Origin of the sequence: Nocardiopsis sp. LDBS1602 (genome assembly GCF_035818715.1) — a bacterium.
Lineage (GTDB): Bacteria > Actinomycetota > Actinomycetes > Streptosporangiales > Streptosporangiaceae > Nocardiopsis > Nocardiopsis alba.
In genome coordinates, this window is sequence record NZ_JAYLVW010000006.1 from 99,347 (window position 1) to 119,308 (window position 19,962).

Genomic DNA, 19,962 nt, shown 5'->3' on the forward strand with positions numbered 1-19,962 from the left:
GTGGTCGGAACCGACCCTATCGGCCGTCGGTGACGCCGGTCACCACCTTTTCCCCACCTCAGAGGGGATCAACACTGTTGACCTCGGCGTCTTTTCCGGCGAGAGGATCCGATCCTCTTCGGAGCGCCCGCGTGAGACCCGGGGCGGGCCGGAGGACCGGCCCGCCCGGAGCGGGGTCAGCGCTGCCGGCAGCACTTCTCCTCGCCGTCGGAGCAACGGGGCAGGTCGCCCAGGCGGGCCGGTTCGGTCCCCTCGGTGTACTCGCGCACCAGAGCGGTGACCATCGAGACGAACGCGGGGTGGGTTCCGGGGCTGAGCGCGCGCTCGTAGCCGATGCCGAGCTTGTCCGCGGTCTCCCGGGCCTCCACGTCGAGGTCGAACTTGACCTCCATGTGGTCGGAGACGAAGCCGTGCGGGATCACCACGACGGCGGGGACGCCCTCGGCCGCCAGTTCCTCCATGCGGTCGTTGACGTCGGGCTCCAGCCAGGGCTGGCTGGGCGGGCCGCTCCGGCTCTGGTAGACGACCTCGAACGGGTATTCGCGATCCAGGCGGGCGGCGACCAGACGGGCCACCTCGTTGAGCTGCGCGCCGTAGGCGCCCTCGGGGCCGTGGTCGTGGCAGGAGCCGCCGCTGGCCTCGGCCATCGCCGTGGGGATGGAGTGGGCCGAGAAGAGCAGGTGCGCGCCCTCCCTCTGCTCGGCGGGAAGGGCGTCCAGCGCCTTCCGGGTGTGCTCGACCAGGGGGTCGACGAACCCCGGGTGGTCGTAGAAGGGGCGGATCAGCTCGACCTCGGGGGCGTCGTCGCCGAGCTCGGCCAGAGCCCGGTCGATGTCCTCGTGGTAGGCGGTGCGGCTGGACCAGTTGCAGTAGGCGGAGGTGGGCATCGCCAGGATGCGGCGGACCCCGTCCTCCTTCATGCGGGCGAGGGTGTCGGTGAGCATCGGAGCCCAGAACCGGTTGCCCCAGTAGACGGGCAGGTCCACACCCTCGGTCTCGAAGTCGGCGGTGACGGCGGCGAGCAGGTCCCGGCACTGCTGGTTGATCGGGCTCACCCCTCCGAAGAGGAAGTAGTGCTCACCGACCTCCGCCAACCGCTCGCGGGGGATGTTGCGCCCGCGGGTGACGTTCTCCAGGAACGGGATGACCTCGTCCTCGCCCTCCGGTCCACCGAAGGAGATCAGCAAAAACGCGTCGTAAGGCCTCATGCACCCCATGAAACCAGCTCCGCCGGACCTCCCGGCCCCACCCCCGTGTTCCGGGGCGCGACTCCGCGCGAGACGTGACCAGGACCATTCCGACTCTGGTCACACAAGTGACCGACCGGTAATGTCACCGCATGACTGATGTGTTGTGGCACACATGGGCCGACACCCATCGGGCCAGCCCCCGACGGACGGCCACCCCCGACGACACCGACGCGGTCGCCGCCGCCGTGCTCTCCGCGGCCGAGGAGGACCTGCGCGTACGCATGGTCGGCACCGGTCACTCCTTCACCGACGTGGCGATCACCGACGGCCTGCTCCTGTCCCCCACCGCCCTGACCGGCCTGCGTTCCCTCGATCCCGAGGCCGGCACGGCCACCGTCGCGGCGGGAACCCCCCTGTGCGACTTCAACGACGTCCTGGCCGGGCACGGCAGGGCCCTGGCCAACATGGGCGACATCGCCGTGCAGACGGTCTCCGGGGCGGTACAGACGGGCACCCACGGGACCGGGCGCGACGCCGGCGGTCTGGCCTCCCAGGTGGTGGGCATGGAGATGGTCCTGGCCGACGGATCGGTGGTGGAGTGCTCGGCCGACCACGAGCCCGACCTGTTCCACGCCGCCCGGGTGGGATTGGGCGCCTTCGGCGTCGTGACGGCGTTGACCTTCGCGGTGCGCCCGGCCTTCCTGCTGCACGCCAGGGAGGAGCCCATGCCCTTCGACGAGGTGCTGGAACGGCTGCCCGAGCTGCGCGCGGGCAACGACCACTTCGAGTTCTTCTGGTTCCCCCACACCGGGAACACCAACACCAAGCGCAACAACATCGCGGAGGGCCCCGCCCGCCCGCTGTCCCCGTTCAAGGCCTGGCTGGACGACGACTTCCTGTCCAACCGGCTCTTCGAGGGGATCAACCGCGTATGCCGCCGTTTCCCGTCGATGATCCCGACGGTGAACCAGATCAGCTCCCGCGCCCTGTCCGCGCGCTCCTACACGGACGTCTCCCACAAGGTGTTCGCCTCGGTGCGGGACGTGCGCTTCGTGGAGATGGAGTACGCGATCCCCGTCGAGCACACGGTGGACGTCCTGCGTGAGATCCGCTCGATCGTGGACCGCGGCGACCACCGCGTGAGCTTCCCCGTCGAGGTGCGTTTCGCCCCCGCGGACGACGTGTGGACATCGACCGCCTACAGCCGTGAGACCGCCTACGTCGCGGTGCACATGTACAAGGGGACCCCTCACGAGTCCTACTTCGCCGACCTCGAGGCCGTCCTCACCTCCGTGGGCGGACGACCGCACTGGGGCAAACTGCACACGCGCGATCGCTCCTACCTGGAGGGCGTCTACCCGCGGCTCGGGGACGCTCTGGCGGTGCGGGAGCGGGTGGACCCGCACCGCCGTTTCGGCAACGCCTACCTGGACCGGGTGTTCGGCTGACCCGACCCACGCGCGGTCGGGGGCTCAGCCCGTCGGGAGGGTCTCGTCGAACGGGGCGACCTCCCCGGTCCCACCGTCACCGTTCCCGTTCCCCGTCCCGGGCTCCACCGGTTCCCGGGGTTCCGTCGGTTCCCCGCCGCCCGGGGGTTCCACCGGGTCGGTGGGCACCTCCGGGGTCCCGGGCTCCCGACCGCCGGGGTCGGTGTCGGGGGCCTCGGTGCCCTCGGTCCCCGTGCCCTGCTCCGGAGTGGTCTCGGTCGGCGGGGCCTGTCCCGTCCCCTGTTCCCGAGAGCCCTCCTCCTTCCCCGGGCCGTCGTCGACCGGGGCCTCGGTGCCCTCGTCCTCGTCGTCCTCGACCGCTGGGGCGGAGTGCCCACCCAGGATCGAGGGCGAGGTGTGCTCGGTCTGTCCTTGGGTCCAGGCCGTCAACGAGCGCCCGGTGAACAGCTCGAAGGCGAGGATCACCAGCATGACCAGGACGAACACCACACCGGCGGGGATGAGGATCGCGCGAAGTCCACGCTTGGGGCGTTCCTTCTCATCGCTCTCCCCGAGGTCGGAGAAGTCCCCCTCGTCGTCCCCGGCCCCGACCGCGTCCATGCGCGAGGTCGGGTCGTCCAGGCCGCTCAGGGAGGGCAGCGCCATGGTCCGGGTGGCCTCGGGGTCCTCCGGGGCCGGTCCGTCCACGTCCATGGCCGGTTCCGGCCGTTCGACGAGCGTCCGGGCGCCGTGGTGTCGGCTCTTCTCCGCGAACTCCTTGGCCTGTTCGCCGCTCCGGGTGATCCAGTGCTGGACCACCGGGGTGACGCTGGTGCTGAGCACGGCCATCACGGCGGTGCCGATGACGGTTCCGTAGACGTTCAGGTAGGAGGCGGCGGTGGCCGCGGTGAGCGTGGCCACGCCCGCGCCGGCGACCTGGGCCACGCTCAACTCGATGCCTCTGCGCCGCCTTCCCTCCCCGGCCTCCTCGTCGATCCCTCTCCGATCCTCCCCCTCGGCACCGGTCTCCGGCCCGTGCTCGGGTCGAGCCATGGTCTCGTTCCCCTCCGTAGGCCGCGCGGGGGCGCGGCAGGACACATGGTCATGGGATGGGCGTGTGATGGGGCATACATCCACGCAAGCCCCAAACTTCGCAACTCACCCACAGGTGGACATATCACCCTAGTTGGAACCAGTCGGTGATAACGCCATCAATGAGGAGGTGTCACTTTATGGCATCCCTCGGCGTGTCGATTTGCCTACGACAAGGGTCGTCATGTCCGCATCGAACGCGAGATCCGAGGGTTCTCCCACCCCTGGGGCGATTCGGGGTGCGCGGGATACCATCACCGCGGAGCCTTCGCGCGGGATCGGCGACATTCCCCCACGATCGCTCCCGGTCGCGCAAGGTTCAGCGTGTCAAGATTGGCAACGGAAGCGACCGCGAGGGCCCCGGACCCCCGGGGTGGCTCCCACCGTGGTGTCCACCACGGACCGGGAGGCGGGCACAGTTCGGACATGCCGGGCGCGGTACTGGCCGAACAGTTGTCGGCCGACCAGACTTGGAGAACGCGAGGGACGGTCATTACCAACCCTCGACGGGAGGCGAAAGGGAGAGCGATGCACGAGCTTCGCCTCGTGGCCGTGAGCGAGGACGGCACCTATCTGGTGCTGGCCAGCCCCGGCCGTGGGACCCGTTTCACGCTGCCCGTCGACGACCGTCTCCGTGCCGCCGTACGCGGCCAGTTCTCCCGGCTCGGCCAGTACGAGATCGAAGTGGAGAATCCGTTGCGCCCCAAGGAAATCCAGGCCCGCATCCGGTCCGGCGAGACCGCGGAGGCCATCTCCGAGATCTCCGGGATACCGATCGAACGGGTGCGCTGGTTCGAGGGACCCGTCCTTCAAGAACGCGAGTACATCGCCCAGCAGGCCCAGCGCGCCACCGTGCGCACGCCGGGCGACGCCACCCCCGGTCCCTCCCTGGAGGAGATCGTCACCAAGAGGATCGGCGCCCACCAACTGGAGACCGGCGACGCCGTGTGGGACTCCTGGAAGCGGGAGGACCGTACCTGGCAGCTCAAGCTCGTCTTCCTCCACGGTGGCGAGGAACGTGTCGCGCACTGGCTCTACGAGCCCAGACACCGGAGTGTCACCCCCGCCGACGAGGAGGCCGCCCGGTTCTCCTCGCCCGAGCCTCCGGTCGTCTCGCCCGAGCCCGGGGCCAACGTCACACCGTTCGCCCCCCGCCGCTCCGAGGCGCCCACCGACCTGCCCCGCCTGGACGCACAGTCCACCGCCGAGCGACGCAACGAACACGTCGCCCCGCGTCGCCTGTCGTCCGCGCAGGACACGCCGTTGGACGATCCCCTACGTTCGGCGATGCCCAGAGGCGAGCAGCCGGGGGTCCCCGCCCGCGAGGAGACCCGTCGACCGGCCGAGCGTCGTCCCGAGCGCGCCCCCGACCGCGGTCCGACCCCACAGGAGACCCCGCCCGCGGCCCCACTGCCCGGGAACGTCTCCTCCGAGCCCGTCCGGAGGCGCCCCGCGCCGCCGGTGGAGCGTCGCCCTCACCCCGAGCCCTGGCAGGAGCCCCAGACCGCCCCGGAGCCCGCCCCTCGTCCCGTGAGCGGGTTCGAGGACCCGTTCGAGCGTCCCGCGCCCCGCCACCGTCCCGACCCGCCTCCAGCGGCGCCGGAACGTCCGGCGGCCCGCGCCGTCGTCGAGCCCGAACCCGAGCCCGCCCCACCGCGTGCTCCGGCGCCCGAGCCCCAGCGGCCCCGGCGCCGTCGGGCCACCATCGACCTCGACGACCAGGGCACACCGCGTCGGGCCGCCGAGCAGCAACAACCGGCCGCTCCGCCCGTCCCGGCCGCCGCCGACGGTACCTCCGGCGGGGCCGCCGGCGCGGCCAGGCGCAAGGGACGGGGCCGCCGCGCCTCGGTCCCCTCCTGGGACGAGATCATGTTCGGTTCGAAGAAGAACGAGTAGGGTCCACGACCCCGTACGCGAGGGGGCGGCCACCGATCGGTGGCCGCCCCCTCGCTTCCGTCCTCGTCCTCGGCTCAGCGGGGCGGCTCTCCGTCCTCGCGTACCAGGAAGGGGCGCACCATCTCGGGGGTGATCCGCGCGGCGAAGTCCACCGACTCCTCCTGGGCGGCGTCCTGGGCCGTGTAGCCGCCCTCCCCCGCGCCCACCGCCAGCTCGAGGTCGACCAGTCCGGAGCGACGTTGGAACGGCGACTGGGTCCAGCTCCAGCCGATCACCGCCGACCGCTCCACCGTGGCCTGGGTCCGCCGCAACGAGCCCGAGCGCACGCTCACCAGCTCACCGTCGTAACCGTGGCCCAACGAGCGATACCGGTCCACCCCCAGAGGCACTCCGAGCAGGGCCAGCACGCCGGCGACCACCGACGGCCACACCGGCTCCAGGGCGATCGCGGCCACCGCCACCGCGGCGAACGGCAGGACCGCGCGGGTCAGCCGTCGGTACAGGGCCGCCCGAGGGTGGGGTGTCAGCCGACCGCGGAACAGGCCCAGGGCCCGATCCACGACCTCCTCCACCCTGGGCCTTGGGCCGATCGGCAACAGGACCGCTCGATTGGCGGTGTCCCCCAGCCCGGTGACGATGGCGCGCAGACTCACCGCCCGTCGTGTGCGTTCGAGGGGGTTGTCCAATAGTTCGTAGCCGCGGACGCGCCTTCGCTCCAACGTCACGCTGCGTCGGGTGAACAGTCCGCGTTCGGCGATCAGCGACCCGTCCCGCCCGCGGAGCGAGAAGCCCCAGTGGGTGAGGGAGTAGGAGACCACCGCGAACACCGGCATCAGCAGAATCAGGGCGCACGCGAACACCACCGCGAACACCAGGAGGAACCCTCGGTCGCTGGTCGTCACCCAGTCCACGAGGAAGTCCGCCGCCCTGTCGCCGACCGCCTGCTGGGCCATGCCGAACAGGGTCGCCAGGACCGCGAACGGGGTGAGCAGGTACCCCAGGGCCAACGCCCCGTACAGGTACCAGCTCCAAGGCATCCGGAAATAGGTCGTCCCGGTGTCCTCGGGTTCGGGAACGGTCTCGGGGGCCGGGGCCGACTCGAGGGCGCTCCCCTCCTCACCCGCGACCGGCTCCGTCTCCTCCCGATGCCGTTCCAGGAGCACGGCCTTGCGGTGCAACAGGACCCGGCGCAGACGTTCGGCCTCGGCCACGCTCACCGCGTCGAGCTTGCCCTCCTCACCACCACCGGGGGAACCGGCCGCCGCCTCGATGCGGACCACGGCCACACCGAGCATCCGGTGCAACAGGGTGCTGGTGACGTCCACGCCCCGGATCCGCTCCAGCGGGATGGTGCGCGTGGAACGCCGGATCAGGCCGCTGCGGATCTCCAGGCGTTCCTCGCCGATCTCGTAGCGGAAGGTCCGCCAGGTGACGAACCCGCCCACCAGCAGCCCGACCACCGCCACGCCGGTGGCCGTGAGCACCCACGGGTTGAACCCGCCGACGATCAGCCCGGCGGCGATGGGCACCAGCAGGCTCCTGAGCTGGTTGATCGGGCCCACGACCAGGCTGCGCGGGCTGAGCCGTCGAGCGTTCTCCGCCCCGAACACGGGGGCGCCCCCTCCGGTCCCCCACCAGTCGCGCGGGGCCTCGGAAGCGCTCTCGGTGACCGGCGATCCGGACCGAGGCGCCCCGGTGTCGTCCTCGGCCCCGTTCTCCGGCGCCCCCGAGGCGGGCTCCGGTTCCCCGGCGGAGGGCCACCGCGGCGGCCCGTCCTCCGGTCGGGGACCGGCGGCGGTGCCGCCCGGCGCGACCCAGCCGCCGCCCTCTCCGGGGTCGACGGGCTCTTCACGGTCCGAGGGCTCGTGGGGTCCGATTCCGTTCTCTCGTTCCATCAGGTCGCGTCGTCCCGAAGCGTGCCCGCGCGCGCGGCCAACTCCTCGCTGAGCACGCGCGCCTCCTCCGCGTCCAGCCCCTCGATGGTCGACGAACCGGCGTAGGAGGCCGTCTGGACCTCCAACGTGGCCACACCGAAGATCCGCTCCAGCCAACCCTGGGTGTGGTCCACCGTCTGAAGACGGTTCACCGGGACGAGCTGCCAGTGGCGGGCGATCCAGCCCGAACGGGTGTAGACGACGTCCTCGGTGACCTCCCACCGGTGCACCCGATATCGCCATGAGGGCACGATCGCGGTCCTGAGCAGGGCGTACACGAAGTAGACGGTCGGGAGCATCCAGGCGTTCTCCCGCGCCCATTCGGGGATCCAGGACCAGGGCAGGACCCCCGCCGCCCAGGCCAGGACGCTGAGCAGGACCAGGTTGATCAGGCCGCCGAGGATCGACCGCACCGTCCACACCCCGATCGAGCGGCCGCTCACCCTGCGCAGGGGAGGGCGCAGACGGGCCGCACCCGTCGTCGGTTCGAAGGGACCTTCCGGCGGAGGCACGGCGTCATGGGGAGGGGTGTTCATCACCCCACCGAGTCTAGAAGGGACGGGCGGACGCGCGGACGGGCGGGGAAGGCCTCGTCCGGCCCACGCGTTCCTCCGAGAAGACGGCCCATCGGTCATCGCTGACATCTCGGGGCGAGGGCGACGTGTACGCGTATCAGCGGTCTGTCAGCGCGGCCGCCCAGACTGGGCGCAGACGCTGAAACGGAGGAACTCATGACCGACGCCATCCGCGCGGAAGGTCTGGTCAAGGTGTTCAAGGGCCGACGTGCCCTGGACGGGGTGGATCTGACCGCCAGGGCGGGGGCCGTGCTGGGCGTCCTGGGACCCAACGGGTCCGGGAAGACCACGACCGTACGCATCCTGGCCACCCTGCTGAGACCGGACGGGGGCCGCGCGTTCGTCGACGGCTTCGACGTGGCCGAACAGCCGCACGAGGTACGCCGCAGGATCGGGCTCACCGGACAGTACGCGGCGGTCGACGCCGAACTGACCGGGACGCAGAACCTGGTCCTGATCGCACGCCTCCTGGGCTTCGACCGGGCTCGGGCCCGGTCCCGCGCCGCCGAACTCCTGGAACGCTTCGGGCTCTCCGACGCCGGAGGCCGGGCCGCCAAGACCTATTCCGGCGGTATGCGCCGCCGACTCGACCTGGCCGCCAGCCTGGTCGGCCGGCCGTCGCTGCTGTACTTGGACGAGCCGACCACCGGTCTGGACCCGCACAGCCGCAACGAATTGTGGGACGTCGTGCGCGACCTGGTCGGCGACGGGGTGACCGTCCTGCTCACCACCCAGTACCTGGAGGAGGCCGACCAGCTCGCCGACGACATCATGGTGCTCGACCACGGCAGGGTGATCAGCCGGGGCACCCCCGAGGAGCTCAAGAACCGCGCCGGAGACCAGGTGCTGGAACTGCGCACCGTGGACCCCTCGCAACTGCCCCTGGCCGTCAAGATCGTCGAGACGGTGACCAGCGCCCCGGTCGGCGACGACGGGCTGAGGCTCGGTGTCCCCGTCGGCGACGCCGCGGTTCTGCCCGAGGTGGTCCGCCGTCTGGACGAACAGGGCGTGGCCGTGGGCGAGCTGTCCCTGCGCAGACCCAGTCTGGACGAGGTGTTCCTGGCCCTGACCGGACGCACCGCCGAGGCCTCGCCCTCGGACGAGGAGACGAACGAGGAGACCCGAGCATGAGCGCCGTGACCACCCGATCCTCGGCGGCCTCACCCGAGAACGTCCCGCCCGTCCCCGACCGGGTGGGCCTGTCGGTGACCGTTCGCAACGGGCTCCAGCTCACCTGGCGCAGCATCGTCAAGCTCAGGACCAACCCCGAGGAGGTCCTCGGGTTGATGTTGCAGCCGATCATGTTCGTCACCCTCTTCGTCTTCGTCTTCGGGCAGGCGATGATGGGCGACTGGCAGACCTACCGTGACTTCCTGATGCCGGGGATCATCGCGCAGTCGGTCATCTTCGCCACGATGGGCACCGGCTTCACCCTGAGCCAGGACGTGGAGAAGGGCATCTTCGACCGCTTCCGTTCGCTGCCCATCGCCCGCTCGGCCCCGCTGATCGGCGCGGTCCTGGGAGACCTGGTCCGCTACGCGATCACCGTGGTGATGGTGCTGCTGGTCGGTCTGGCCATCGGGTTCCGTCCCGACGGCGGCGCGGTCGGCGTGGTGGTGGCCGGGGCGTTGATCCTGGTCTTCGCCTTCGCGCTGTGCTGGATGTCGGCCTTCGTCGGCATGCTCGCCCGGACGCCCATGGCGGTCCAGTCGTTCGCGATGATCCTGCTGTTCCCGCTGACCTTCGGCAGTTCGGCCTTCGTCGCCCCGGACGACATGCCGGGGTGGCTGGCCCCGATCGCCGCGAACAACCCGGTCACCCACGTCGTGGACGCCATGCGCGGGCTCATGCTGGGCGGCGACGTCACCGGACCGGTCACGTGGACCCTGGTCTGGGCGTTCGCCATCACCGCGGTCTTCTTCCCGCTCGCGGTGTGGGCCTACCGACGCCGTACCTGAACCGCGTCCTCGCGTGGAGGGGCCGGCGGGCACACGCCCGCCGGCCCCTCCCTCATCACCGGGCCCAGGTGTCCATCTCCACGTCGTCGGGCACGATCCGCTCCAGCCACTCCCCCACACGAGCGCTCGCCTCGGGCGTCGGTGTGTCCACCCCCTCCGACCACAGCCGGGCGAAGCGGGCCTCGCCCAGGACCTCGACCAGACGTTCCCCCAGGCGCAGGGTCCTCGGCCGTCGTGAGGGGAGCCCTCCGCGCAGGGTCGCCGCGTGGCCGAGCAGCAGCACCGCGCGTTCGGGGTCGCTGTCCACGATGATCCGGGCGAAGATCTCCAGGATCTCGCTCTTATAGGTGCTCAGGCCCCGTCCGGCCAGCCACCAGGCCCGGCCCGCCTCCTTCCAGGCCCGTGCGACGTCGCCGTCGGACAGGGCCACGTCGGCGGTGAGCCCCCGCCAGGCGGGCTCGATGTAGATCGGAGCGAGCCCGCCCAGTCCGACCACGACGGGTTCGGTCTCGTCCACCAACCGACGTGCCTCCTCCTGTCGCCCGGCCGCTTGGAGCCACATCACCCGGGTCATCCGGAACGTGACCAGGTGCTCCTTCTCCAGCGGGGTCCCCGTGACCGTCTCCAGGTCCTCCTCCGCCGAGGCGATCCGGCCCAGTTCCACGAGGGTCTGGGCGCGCAGGATCCGGAAGAGCGCGACGATGCCCCTCAGCCCGCTCCTCTCCGCGAGCCCGATCCCCTCGCTCAACAGATCCCCACAGCGCTCCGGATCGGTGTGGAAACAGACGTCCACGAGCTGGGCCAGGGCGTTGCACTGCCCCCACGCGTCGCCGAGCGCGCGCATCCCCTCCAGGGCGAGCCCCGCTCGTTCCCGGGAACGCCCGATCTCCCCGAAGGTCGCGTCGAGCATCGCGGTCATCAGGTACAGGAGCGCTCGGGTCCAAGGGTCGTCCGCGCCCTCCAGTTCCTCCTCCAACCTCACGCGCCAGGGCCCGTCGACTCGCCCGTCGGTGATCGCCCCGTAGACCAGGCACAGGGCGAGGGACGGATGCCTCCCGGTCTCGCGCTCGCCGGCCCGGAGCAACCGCTCCACCTCGGTGAGGAGGGCGAGGATGCCCTCCCGTCCCCTCTCCACGCCCTCGTCCAGGCTGAACAGACACATGGCGTAGGCCGTCTCCCGCCCCCGGGGGACCTCCTCGCCGACCAGTTCGAGCGTGGCCTCGGCCCACCGGTGGTTCCGGCTCCGCCCTCCGTCCAGGGCCCAGTACCACTGGGTGTACTCGACCAGGTCCAGGGCGAGTTCGGCGTCGCGCCGCTCGACCGCCCAGCGAAAGGCCGCGTGGCAGTCATCGATCGCCGTTCCGAGCCGGGCCAGCCAGGAGGCCTGCTCGGGGCCGCGCAGTTCCGGATCCGCCCGACGCCACAGGTCGACCACGTAGCGGGCGTGGGCCTCCCGGACCCGCTCCTCCTCACCGCTCTCGGCCAGGCGTTCGAGGGCGTAGGCGCGGACCGTCTCCGATTGGCGATAGGTGGGCGGCGCGTCGTCGCGCACCGGATTCTCCGCCACCACCAGGGACTTGTCCACGAGGGCGAACAGGACCGACCACACGTCCCGCCCGAGGACCCCGCCCTCGGCCTCCTCACCCGGGTCGGAGCCCACCCGTTCGACGGCCTCCAGCCCGGCCCCGCCGGGGAAGACCGCGAGGCGGCGCAACAGCCGGCGTTCGGCCTCGTCGAGCAGTTCCCAACTCCAATCGACCACCGCCCGCAGGGTGCGATGGCGCGGCAGGGCCGATCGGCTGCCGTTGGTGAGCAGGCGGAAGCGGTCGGTGAGGCGTTCCGCGAGCTGGCCCGGGGTCATCATCCTGAGCCGGGCCGCCGCCAGCTCCAGGGCCAGCGGCATACCGTCCAGCTCGCGGGTGATCCGGACGACGTGGGCGAGGTTGTCCTGGGAGACCCGGAACCCCGGCCTGACCGCCTCGGCCCGTTCGGTGAACAATCGCACGGCGGAGCGGGTACGGGCCCGTTCGAGGTCGTCACCCTCCGGCGGCAGGTCCAGCGGCGGCACCGGCAGGAGTACTTCGCCCGGCACCCCCAACGGTTCCCGGGAGGTGGCCAGCACGCGAAGGCCGGGGCAGCGTGCCAGGAGGGACTCCGTCAGCGCGGCCGCCTCGGCGATCAGATGCTCGCAGTTGTCCAGCACCAGCAGGAACGGGCGGTCCCCCAGGTGGGAGGCGACCCGTTCGGCGGGGTCGAGGTGGGCCGCCCCGGTGTTCGCCCTGATGACGGCGTACTCGCGCAGTTCCAGGGTGTCGGCGACGACCTGGTGCAGGTCGGTCCCCTGCCCAACCGGGGCGAGCTCCACCCAGCGGACACCGCCGGAGACCAGCCCGGGGTTCCGTTCCGCCAGGGTCTCGGCGGACTCCGCGGCGAGGCGCGTCTTGCCGGCCCCTCCCGGGCCGATGAGGGTGACCGTTCGGGATCCGGAGAGACGTTCCACCGTCGCCCCGACCTCGTTCTCGCGCGGAACGAAGTCGGTCAGAGGTCGAGGCAGGCGGACCGAGGGCGCGGCGGAGGGCCTGACGTTCCTCTCGATCGTGTTCTCCGGAGCGGGCGCCGTTTCCCCCCGGAGCAGGTTCAGGTGGACCCGCCGCAGACGGGGCGAGGGATCCAGCCCCAGTTCCTCGGCGAGCCGCGCGCGGAAGGCCTCGTACGCGTCGAGGGCCTCGGCGACACGACCGCCGCCGGCCAGAGCGCGCATGAGCAGCTCGATCGGACGCTCACGATGAGGGTCGCGTCCGGCCACCGCCTCGGCCTCCGGCAGGGCCTCGGTGTACCGCCCCAGGTCGAGACGGGCCTCCAGGAGGTCCTCCTCGGCGGTGCGGTGGATCTCGGCCAGACGCAGGGCCACGTCCTCGGCCCGCCCCCTCGCGGTGAGGTCGGACAGGGCCGGGCCGCGCCAGAGGGAGAGGGCCTCGACCAGGGCCGCCTCGGCCTCCGCCGGGCGCCCCGACGTCAGATGAGCCCTCCCGGACCCGGCCGACGCCTCGAAGACGTGGAGGTCCACCTGTTCGGGGGCGATCTCCAGCCGGTAGCCGGAGCCGTCACCGTGGATCCGGGCCTCCTCGCCCAACGCCCGGCGCAGCCGGGAGACCAGGGCCTGAAGCGCGTTCCCCGCGGCGGCGGGGGTCTCGTCCCACCCCCAGATGGTGTCCGTGAGCCGTTCGACACCGACGGTGCGCCCGGGATGGAGCAGGAGCGACACCAGGAGGGCGCGCAGACGCGCTCCTCCGACGCCGACGGGAGCCCCCGCGGCGTCGTGTACCTGGAGAGGACCGAGAATGGAGAACCGCACCGCCCCATGATGACCGATACGCGGTCATCACGCCTCTCGGTATCGGTGTCGTCGACGTCTCCACCCCGGATCGCCTCCGGAAGGTCCCTGGGTCCTCTCCGACCGCAGTAGGGTTCGCTCAGGGCCGTGTGACGGTGTCGGGGACGGCGCCGCTCCACACGGTTCCACCGTGACGGGCGCCGGGGTCAGCCGGGTGCCGGATCCGGTGCACAGCGAGTCTCGCCTTACGGCCCGAAAGTCCAGCAGGAGCCCCATTTTGTTCCCGGTCTTGCCTTCCACCCGGACCACCGTCTCGCGCGGCGTGCCCCGCACACCCCTCGGTGCCCGTGCGGGCGCAGCGGCGGCGGGGGCCGCGCTGCTCGCGTCGACCGGCTGCGGCGTGCTGAACTCGGAGCTGAGCGGCGAGATGCCGACCGACATCAACGTGACCAGCCCGATGATGCAGGAGGCCCAGCCGCTCCCCGTCGCCTACACCTGCGACGCCGACGGCGATCCCGTCTCTCCTCCGCTGAGCTGGTCGGGGTTGCCCGACGACGTGGGATCGATCGCCCTGGTGGTGGACGACCCCCAGGCCGCCGTCGTGTTCTGGGTCGTCCACGACCTGGATCCGCAGTTGGTGGAGCTGCGCCAGAACTCCGTCCCCGCCGACGCCAAGATCGGTCAGAACAGCGCCGGCGAGGCGTCCTACGGGGCCCCCTGCCCCTCGGAGAACGACGCGCACGAGTACCGCTTCACCGTGTACGCGCTGAGCGGCACCCTCGACCTGCCCGAGGGAGCCCCCTTGGATTCGATCCTGGAGGGTGTCGCCGAGCAGGCCATCGCGCGGGGCACCCTCGTCACCGAAAGCGAGTGATCCGGAGCCCCGATCGGCGCCCCGGTCACCGTCCGTGTTCCGGGGCGTCCGATCGATCGGAGGGCGCGAAGACGATCCGAGGAAGGCTCCGTCGCCCTCTGCACACAGAGCGCAGCAGCGCATACAGTGGGGTCGTGCCCCTCGCCCCTTTTCAGATGACCGATTCCCGTCCGTCCGCCGCGCGGCATCCCCTTCGGAGACCGCGGTGGAGCATCGGCGCCCGCGTCCCGTCGACCCCGTGGGCCCGGCGTTCCACGGCCGCGCGGAACCGGGCCGCCGTTCCTCCCCGGCCGGTCACCGGCGTGTCCCGGGCGTGACAGACCTCCCCAAGGTAGTGCGTACACCATGACCTTCACCGTCATCATCATCATCGCCGTCATCGTCGTGCTCGCCGTGCTCGTACTCATCCTTCTGGGCATGCGGGCGCTCAGCCTCGGCTCACGGGACGACGACTACGACGACGAGTACGAGTACGACGGCGTCGACGACGACCGCGACGAACCCCGTGGACGGGCCCGGGACGAGGAGCCCGAGGACGAGGGGGCGCGGCCTCGCGGCCGGAGGTCGCGTCAAGGCGGGGAACGGGCGGAGCGACGTCCCCGGGGACGGAACAGGCGACGGGACGACTGGGAGGACGACGACTCGGCGGGACTCTCCGACAACGACTTCTGGTCGAGTCTGAACGAGGAGGAGCCGGATCGCCCGCGTTCACGGGGCAGGGACGAACGCGAGACCGCGAACATCGATGACCGGTTGGACGACGGATACGACGACGGTCACGACCACGACGCCCTCCCCGACGAGCCGCGTCCCGCCCCCACCTCGGAGATGCCCGCGACCCCCGCGGACTCCACCCCGGACCTGGCGGTGCTGGCCGGACTGGGGCAGAGCTCCACCCCGACCCCTCCGCCGGAGCCCGCCCCCCGCTCCGTCTCCGCGGACACCGGCTCCGAACGACCGGCGCCGCCCTCCGCCCGAGAGCCGCTCTCGCCCGCCCCCGAGCCGCCCCCCGCTCCGCCGGCGCGGGACGAGGACCCTCTGGGGCCGGGTTCCTGGACGCCGCGTCCGCCCTCGACGGGCGACCCCTTCGAGGGCCGTGAGCCCCTCTCCCCCTCCGAGCGGCCCCTGGCCTCCGAACACCGTTCCCCCTTCGACTCCGGCACGATGGACCGGCGCGACGTTCCCCCCTACACCCCGGACCCCTCCCCGACGGGCGGCGGTCTCGACCCCCTGGCGCCGGGCTTCCGTTCCGGGGCCGCCCCGACGGAGGACCTCGGTTCCCCGATCTGGTCCAGCATGGACACCGGGACCCACCGGCGCCCGGAGCCGCCCGTGCCGGGCGGACCCGGGGTCGGCGGCCCCTCTCCGCTGTCCGATCCCCTCGCGGGAGGCCCGACGATGCCCGGGACGCCCTCGCCTGGATCGTCCCCCGATCCGCTGACCGGCGGCCCGTCCTCGGACGTGTTCCGTTCGACCTCCTCCTACGGCACCGGTGCCCACTCGACGGGCTCCTTCGACCGCTCGGGGTACGACACGGGCTCCCTCGACCGTTCCGCCTACGACACCGGATCCCACCGCCGCGCTCCCTACGACACCGGCGCCCACACCCGACCGAACGACCCCACGACACCCCCGCTCCCCGAATACGACACCGGCACGCACACCCGCTCCGCCTACGACACCGGATCCCTCGACCGATCCGGGTACGGCGGCACCGGATCCTTCGGACGCCCCGAACACGACACCGGCGCCCACCACCGTCCCGCCTATGACACGGGCTCCTTCGACCGCTCCGGGTACGGCGCCGCCCCCTATGGGCGTCCCGAACACGACACCGGCACGCATCGCCGCCCGGACCCGGGACCGCTCCCCGGCTCTCCCGGGCTTTCCGGCGCCTCCGACCCGTTCGGCGCTCCGGGCCTGCCGGGCTCCCCTGGTGCGCCCGGGACCCCCGGAGCGCCCGGCACGGCCCCGCTCTGGGAGCGTCCCGAGGGGTCGGGATCGTACGGCGTTCCGGGACGCCCCGGTCACGACGCCGGTGGGCGGGGGCCCTCCGGCCCCATGACGCCCTTCGGCCCCGGGACGCCCGCCTCGTCCTCGCCCGTCGAGGGGTTCGGATACCCGGGTGAGGGAGGGGACCCCTCCGGCGCCCACCGGTTCGGTCCCGCCGACGGGGGCTCCCTGCCCCGTCCGGGCGTGCCCGGCCCCGAGTCGCCCTTCTCCTCCCCGCCCTTCCGGGACGGCCCGCAGGAGTTCGGCGGCCCGGGCCTTCCGGGCGGTTCCGGTCTTCCGGGCGGTTCCGGTCTTCCGGGCGTTCCCGGTGGCCCGATCCCGCAGGCCCCCGCCCCGGGCGGTACGCCGGATCCGATGGGCGGCGGCTTCCCCCGACCGAACGCGTACCCGCCCATGGAGGAGCCCCCCTCCCCCGGGGGCCCGCGCCACGGCGCGCCCGACTCCCGGGACGGGCGCGATCCCTACGGTCGCGACCCTCTCCCCGGCCACGAGCCGCCGTACTACGAGGGCGGTTACGACAACGGGCGTTTCCACTGACCGGACCGGGCCCCGTGATGGAGACCCATGACACACGGTGATCGGGCGCCGGCGGCCGTCGAGGCTCCGACCTGCCGATGAACATCACGACCGTGGTGGCGAGATCCTCTCGCCACCACGGTTTTTTTCTGTCTCAGTGGGCCTACAAAAGCCATCAAGTCGGGACAAGAGTAATCAAGAGCTCAAAATTCAGTAACGCTGAGTCATCTGGATTGACTACAGTTGGTGACAGGTGGAGCACTCTTCGAGTTCTCCCGTCACGTGTCCGCGTTCTTCGCCGGACACCGTCGCCCCCGTGCGCCTACGTACATCTGCCTGGTCCAACCCGAACGGAGTAACCATGCGCAACGACGCCCAGGGAGCACCGCCCGGACGAAAAGGGGAATCCTCCCCTCTTCCCGGGCCTCACACGGATCGCAAGGGAATCGGCGCCGACGTCGGCGCCTCCCTCGTGGTCTTCCTGGTCGCCGTCCCCCTGTCCCTGGGGATCGCCGTAGCCTCAGGAGCCCCGCTGGTGGCGGGGATCATCGCCGCCGTCGTCGGCGGCATCGTCGCCGGCCTGGTCGGCGGATCCGTGGTCCAGGTCAGCGGCCCGGCCGCCGGCCTGACCATCATCGTCGCCGACCTGATCATGACCTACGGCTGGCGGGTCACCTGCCTGATCACCCTGCTGGCCGGACTGGTCCAACTCGCCCTGGGCGCCTTCCGGATCGCCCGGGCCGCGCTCGCCGTCTCGCCCGCCGTGGTCCACGGCATGCTCGCGGGGGTCGGCGTGACCATCGCCCTGGCCCAGCTCCACGTGGTCCTGGGCGGTGAACCGCAGAGCTCGGCCCTGGCCAACATCGCCGACCTGCCCGACCAGATCGCCCACAACCACACCGCGGCGGTCGCCGTCGGCGTCATCACCATCGCGATCATGTTCGGCTGGAACCGCCTGCCCGGCATCGGCCGGTTCCGCCCCGGCATGATCCCCGCCGCGCTGGTCGCGGTCGGCACCGCCACCGCCATCGCCACCCTGGGCCGCTGGGAGGTCGAGACGGTGGTCCTGCCCGCCTCCCTGGCCGACGCCTGGAACGGGCCGATGCTGCCCGAGTCCGGCCAGTGGCACGGTATCGCGCTGGCCGTGGCCGCCGTCGCCATGGTCGCCAGCGTGGAATCGCTCCTGGCCGCGATCGCGGTCGACCGCCTGCACAGCGGCCGCCGCGTCCAGCTCAACCGGGAACTGTGCGGCCAGGGCGCCGCCAACACCGTCAGCGGTGCCCTGGGAGGTCTGCCGATCGCCGGTGTGATCGTGCGCAGTACCGCCAACGTGCGCGCCGGCGCCCGCAGCCCGCTCTCGACGATCCTGCACGGCGTGTGGATCCTGCTGTTCGTGGCGTTCTTCGCGCACGTGGTCGAATTGATCCCGATGGCCGCGCTGGCGGCGCTCCTGGTGTTCATCGGTGTCCAGATGGTGTCGCTGGCCCATCTGCGCGACCTGAACCGCCATCACGAGGCCGGCGTCTACCTGGCGACACTGTTCGGCGTGGTGCTCCTGGGACTCCTGGAAGGGGTCTTCATCGGCTTCGCCCTGGCCATGATCGTCTCCCTGCGCCGACTGACCCGGCTCACCGTGGTCACCGAGGAGCGCGACGGCCGGGTCCACGTCTCCGTGGACGGCTCGCTCACCTTCCTGGGGGTGCCCCGTCTGGCGCACGTGCTGCGCACCATCCCCTCCGGGGCCCGGGTCGACCTCGACCTGCACGTGGACTTCATGGACCACGCCGCCTTCGAGGCCATCCACGCGTGGCGCGTGGACCACGAGCGCACCGGCGGCAGCGTCGACATCGACGAGGTCCACGAACAGTGGTACGCCCGCAGCTCCGAACGTTCGGCCCCCGCGGCCAAGACCGTCCCCAAGGGCCGCTGGTGGGCGCCCTGGGAGATGCGCAAGAAGGCCGGGGACCGTCGAGAGGTCAACCCGGTGGGCCTGCTCACCGCCGGCGCCCGTGAATACCACTCGGGCACCGCGGACCGGATGCGTTCGCTCATGAGCCGACTGGCGAACGGCCAGCACCCCACCTCGCTGTTCATCACCTGCGCCGACTCCCGGGTGGTGCCCAACCTGATCACCGCGAGCGGGCCGGGCGACCTGTTCACCCTGCGCAACGTCGGCAACCTGGTACCGCCCCACCACGACTCCGACGGGTCGGCCGGGGCCGCCATCGAATACGCGGTGAACGTCCTACGGGTGCCCTCGATCGTGATCTGCGGCCACTCCCACTGCGGGGCGCTCCAGGCCCTGCTGGACAAGGCCCACGAGGAGCCCGAGGCCGTGGAGACCGCGCACCTGCGCCGCTGGCTGCTCAGGGGCGAGGGAAGCCTGCACCGGGCGGGCGTGGACCAGGGGGTCCTGGACGGCCTGCCCAAGTCCGAGGCGCTGCGCCGACTCTCCCAGGCCAACGTGATCGAGCAGCTCGGCAACCTCATGGGATACCCGACCGTCCGGGAACGGGTCGCCTCGGGCGAACTCACCCTGTCGGGCATGTACTACGACCTGGAGACGGCCAGGGTCCACCTCCTGGACGCCGAGACCGGGGAGTTCACCCCCGTGCAGAACGTCCAGGACGTGCCAGAGCCGGTACCGTCACCCCGCCCGGATCAGCCGGTGGCCGAATCGTCGTCGGGGGCGTCGTCGCGCCCGTCCTCTTGAACACCTGAGGCCTGATAGGCGGCGAGCAGGATGATCGCCACGATCGCCATGATCGGCAGGCCGAAGAGGACCACCCAGAAGGCGGTGGAGTCGAACAAGAGTCACCCATTCCCGTGAACGCGGATGTCCGTCGGGCCGTCCACCCCGGTTCGGCCCACGGACGTTCGCGCTCCGGGGCTCCCGGGGTACGGAGCGCAAGGGTCAATCTACCGCCCCACAAGGCGAGCCGACCATCACCACGGCGACTCAGGAATGTGTCCCCGGCGCACATTCCGAACCGGCGGCTCCCCCTGATCCGCATCCGTCGGACCACCCCATGATCCCCTCTTACACCCTGGTGAGGCTTTCCCGAAAGAGCGGTGAACACCCCTGTACGAAACGGACCGCGCGCCTTACCCTCCAGGGGATTGAAGGAAACCGTCCTCTCCGTCCCCCCTCTT

Annotated in this window: 13 protein-coding genes; 7 read left to right on the forward strand and 6 right to left on the reverse strand. The window is 71.6% G+C overall.

The genetic code is table 11. The annotated features are described in order from the left end of the window. Positions 1–176: 176 nt before the first annotated feature. The gene (locus U9J66_RS18590; RefSeq protein WP_202421407.1) at positions 177–1,208 is read right to left on the reverse strand and encodes a ferrochelatase; all 1,032 of its coding nucleotides are present in this window, start codon (positions 1,206–1,208) and stop codon (positions 177–179) included. A 131-nt stretch (positions 1,209–1,339) separates the two neighbouring features. On the opposite strand from U9J66_RS18590, the gene U9J66_RS18595 reads away from it, so the two are divergent. Beyond that, positions 1,340–2,638 carry a D-arabinono-1,4-lactone oxidase gene (locus U9J66_RS18595; RefSeq protein ID WP_326338263.1) on the forward strand — a complete coding sequence of 433 codons (1,299 nt, stop codon included), beginning with the start codon at positions 1,340–1,342 and terminating at the stop codon, positions 2,636–2,638. A 24-nt stretch (positions 2,639–2,662) separates the two neighbouring features. On the opposite strand, the gene U9J66_RS18600 is transcribed toward U9J66_RS18595, so the two are convergent. Further along, positions 2,663–3,670, reverse strand: coding sequence for a hypothetical protein (locus U9J66_RS18600; protein ID WP_326338264.1), 1,008 nt, complete (start codon positions 3,668–3,670; stop codon positions 2,663–2,665). 567 nt (positions 3,671–4,237) lie between these two features. Here U9J66_RS18600 and sepH point away from each other — a divergent pair. Continuing rightward, positions 4,238–5,605 (forward strand): septation protein SepH, encoded by a 1,368-nt coding sequence (sepH, locus tag U9J66_RS18605; protein WP_326338265.1) that lies wholly within the window; start codon positions 4,238–4,240, stop codon positions 5,603–5,605. 74 nt (positions 5,606–5,679) lie between these two features. On the opposite strand, the gene U9J66_RS18610 is transcribed toward sepH, so the two are convergent. Together U9J66_RS18610 and U9J66_RS18615 are read right to left on the reverse strand one after the other, a co-directional pair. Then, positions 5,680–7,500, reverse strand: coding sequence for a PH domain-containing protein (locus U9J66_RS18610; RefSeq protein WP_326338266.1), 1,821 nt, complete (start codon positions 7,498–7,500; stop codon positions 5,680–5,682). Continuing rightward, on the reverse strand, positions 7,500–8,075 hold the full coding sequence (locus U9J66_RS18615; RefSeq protein ID WP_017535355.1) for a PH domain-containing protein: 576 nt from the start codon (positions 8,073–8,075) through the stop codon (positions 7,500–7,502). The genes U9J66_RS18610 and U9J66_RS18615 overlap by 1 nt, the downstream gene beginning before the upstream one ends. 195 nt (positions 8,076–8,270) lie before the next feature. Between U9J66_RS18615 and U9J66_RS18620 the strand changes: the two genes are divergently transcribed. After that, on the forward strand, positions 8,271–9,245 hold the full coding sequence (locus U9J66_RS18620) for a daunorubicin resistance protein DrrA family ABC transporter ATP-binding protein (RefSeq protein ID WP_017535356.1): 975 nt from the start codon (positions 8,271–8,273) through the stop codon (positions 9,243–9,245). Further along, positions 9,242–10,072, forward strand: a complete 831-nt coding sequence (locus U9J66_RS18625; RefSeq protein ID WP_017535357.1) for an ABC transporter permease — start codon at positions 9,242–9,244, stop codon at positions 10,070–10,072. The genes U9J66_RS18620 and U9J66_RS18625 overlap by 4 nt, the downstream gene beginning before the upstream one ends. Positions 10,073–10,127: 55 nt before the next feature. Here U9J66_RS18625 and U9J66_RS18630 read toward each other — a convergent pair whose 3' ends face one another. Beyond that, positions 10,128–13,427, reverse strand: a complete 3,300-nt coding sequence (locus tag U9J66_RS18630; protein WP_326338267.1) for an AfsR/SARP family transcriptional regulator — start codon at positions 13,425–13,427, stop codon at positions 10,128–10,130. Positions 13,428–13,683: 256 nt separating this feature from the next. Here U9J66_RS18630 and U9J66_RS18635 point away from each other — a divergent pair, with 256 nt between their 5' ends. From U9J66_RS18635 to U9J66_RS18645, 3 genes are all read left to right on the forward strand, one after another. Next, on the forward strand, positions 13,684–14,280 hold the full coding sequence (locus tag U9J66_RS18635) for a YbhB/YbcL family Raf kinase inhibitor-like protein (RefSeq protein WP_026125142.1): 597 nt from the start codon (positions 13,684–13,686) through the stop codon (positions 14,278–14,280). Between the two features lie 345 nt (positions 14,281–14,625). Beyond that, a complete protein-coding gene (locus U9J66_RS18640; RefSeq protein WP_326338268.1) occupies positions 14,626–16,830 on the forward strand; it encodes a hypothetical protein in 2,205 nt (734 codons plus the stop codon). A gap of 340 nt (positions 16,831–17,170) precedes the next feature. Beyond that, a complete protein-coding gene (locus U9J66_RS18645) occupies positions 17,171–19,522 on the forward strand; it encodes a SulP family inorganic anion transporter (protein WP_017535358.1) in 2,352 nt (783 codons plus the stop codon). Here U9J66_RS18645 and U9J66_RS18650 read toward each other — a convergent pair. Next, a complete protein-coding gene (locus U9J66_RS18650; RefSeq protein ID WP_187294506.1) occupies positions 19,471–19,620 on the reverse strand; it encodes a hypothetical protein in 150 nt (49 codons plus the stop codon). The genes U9J66_RS18645 and U9J66_RS18650 overlap by 52 nt on opposite strands. Positions 19,621–19,962: the final 342 nt, after the last annotated feature.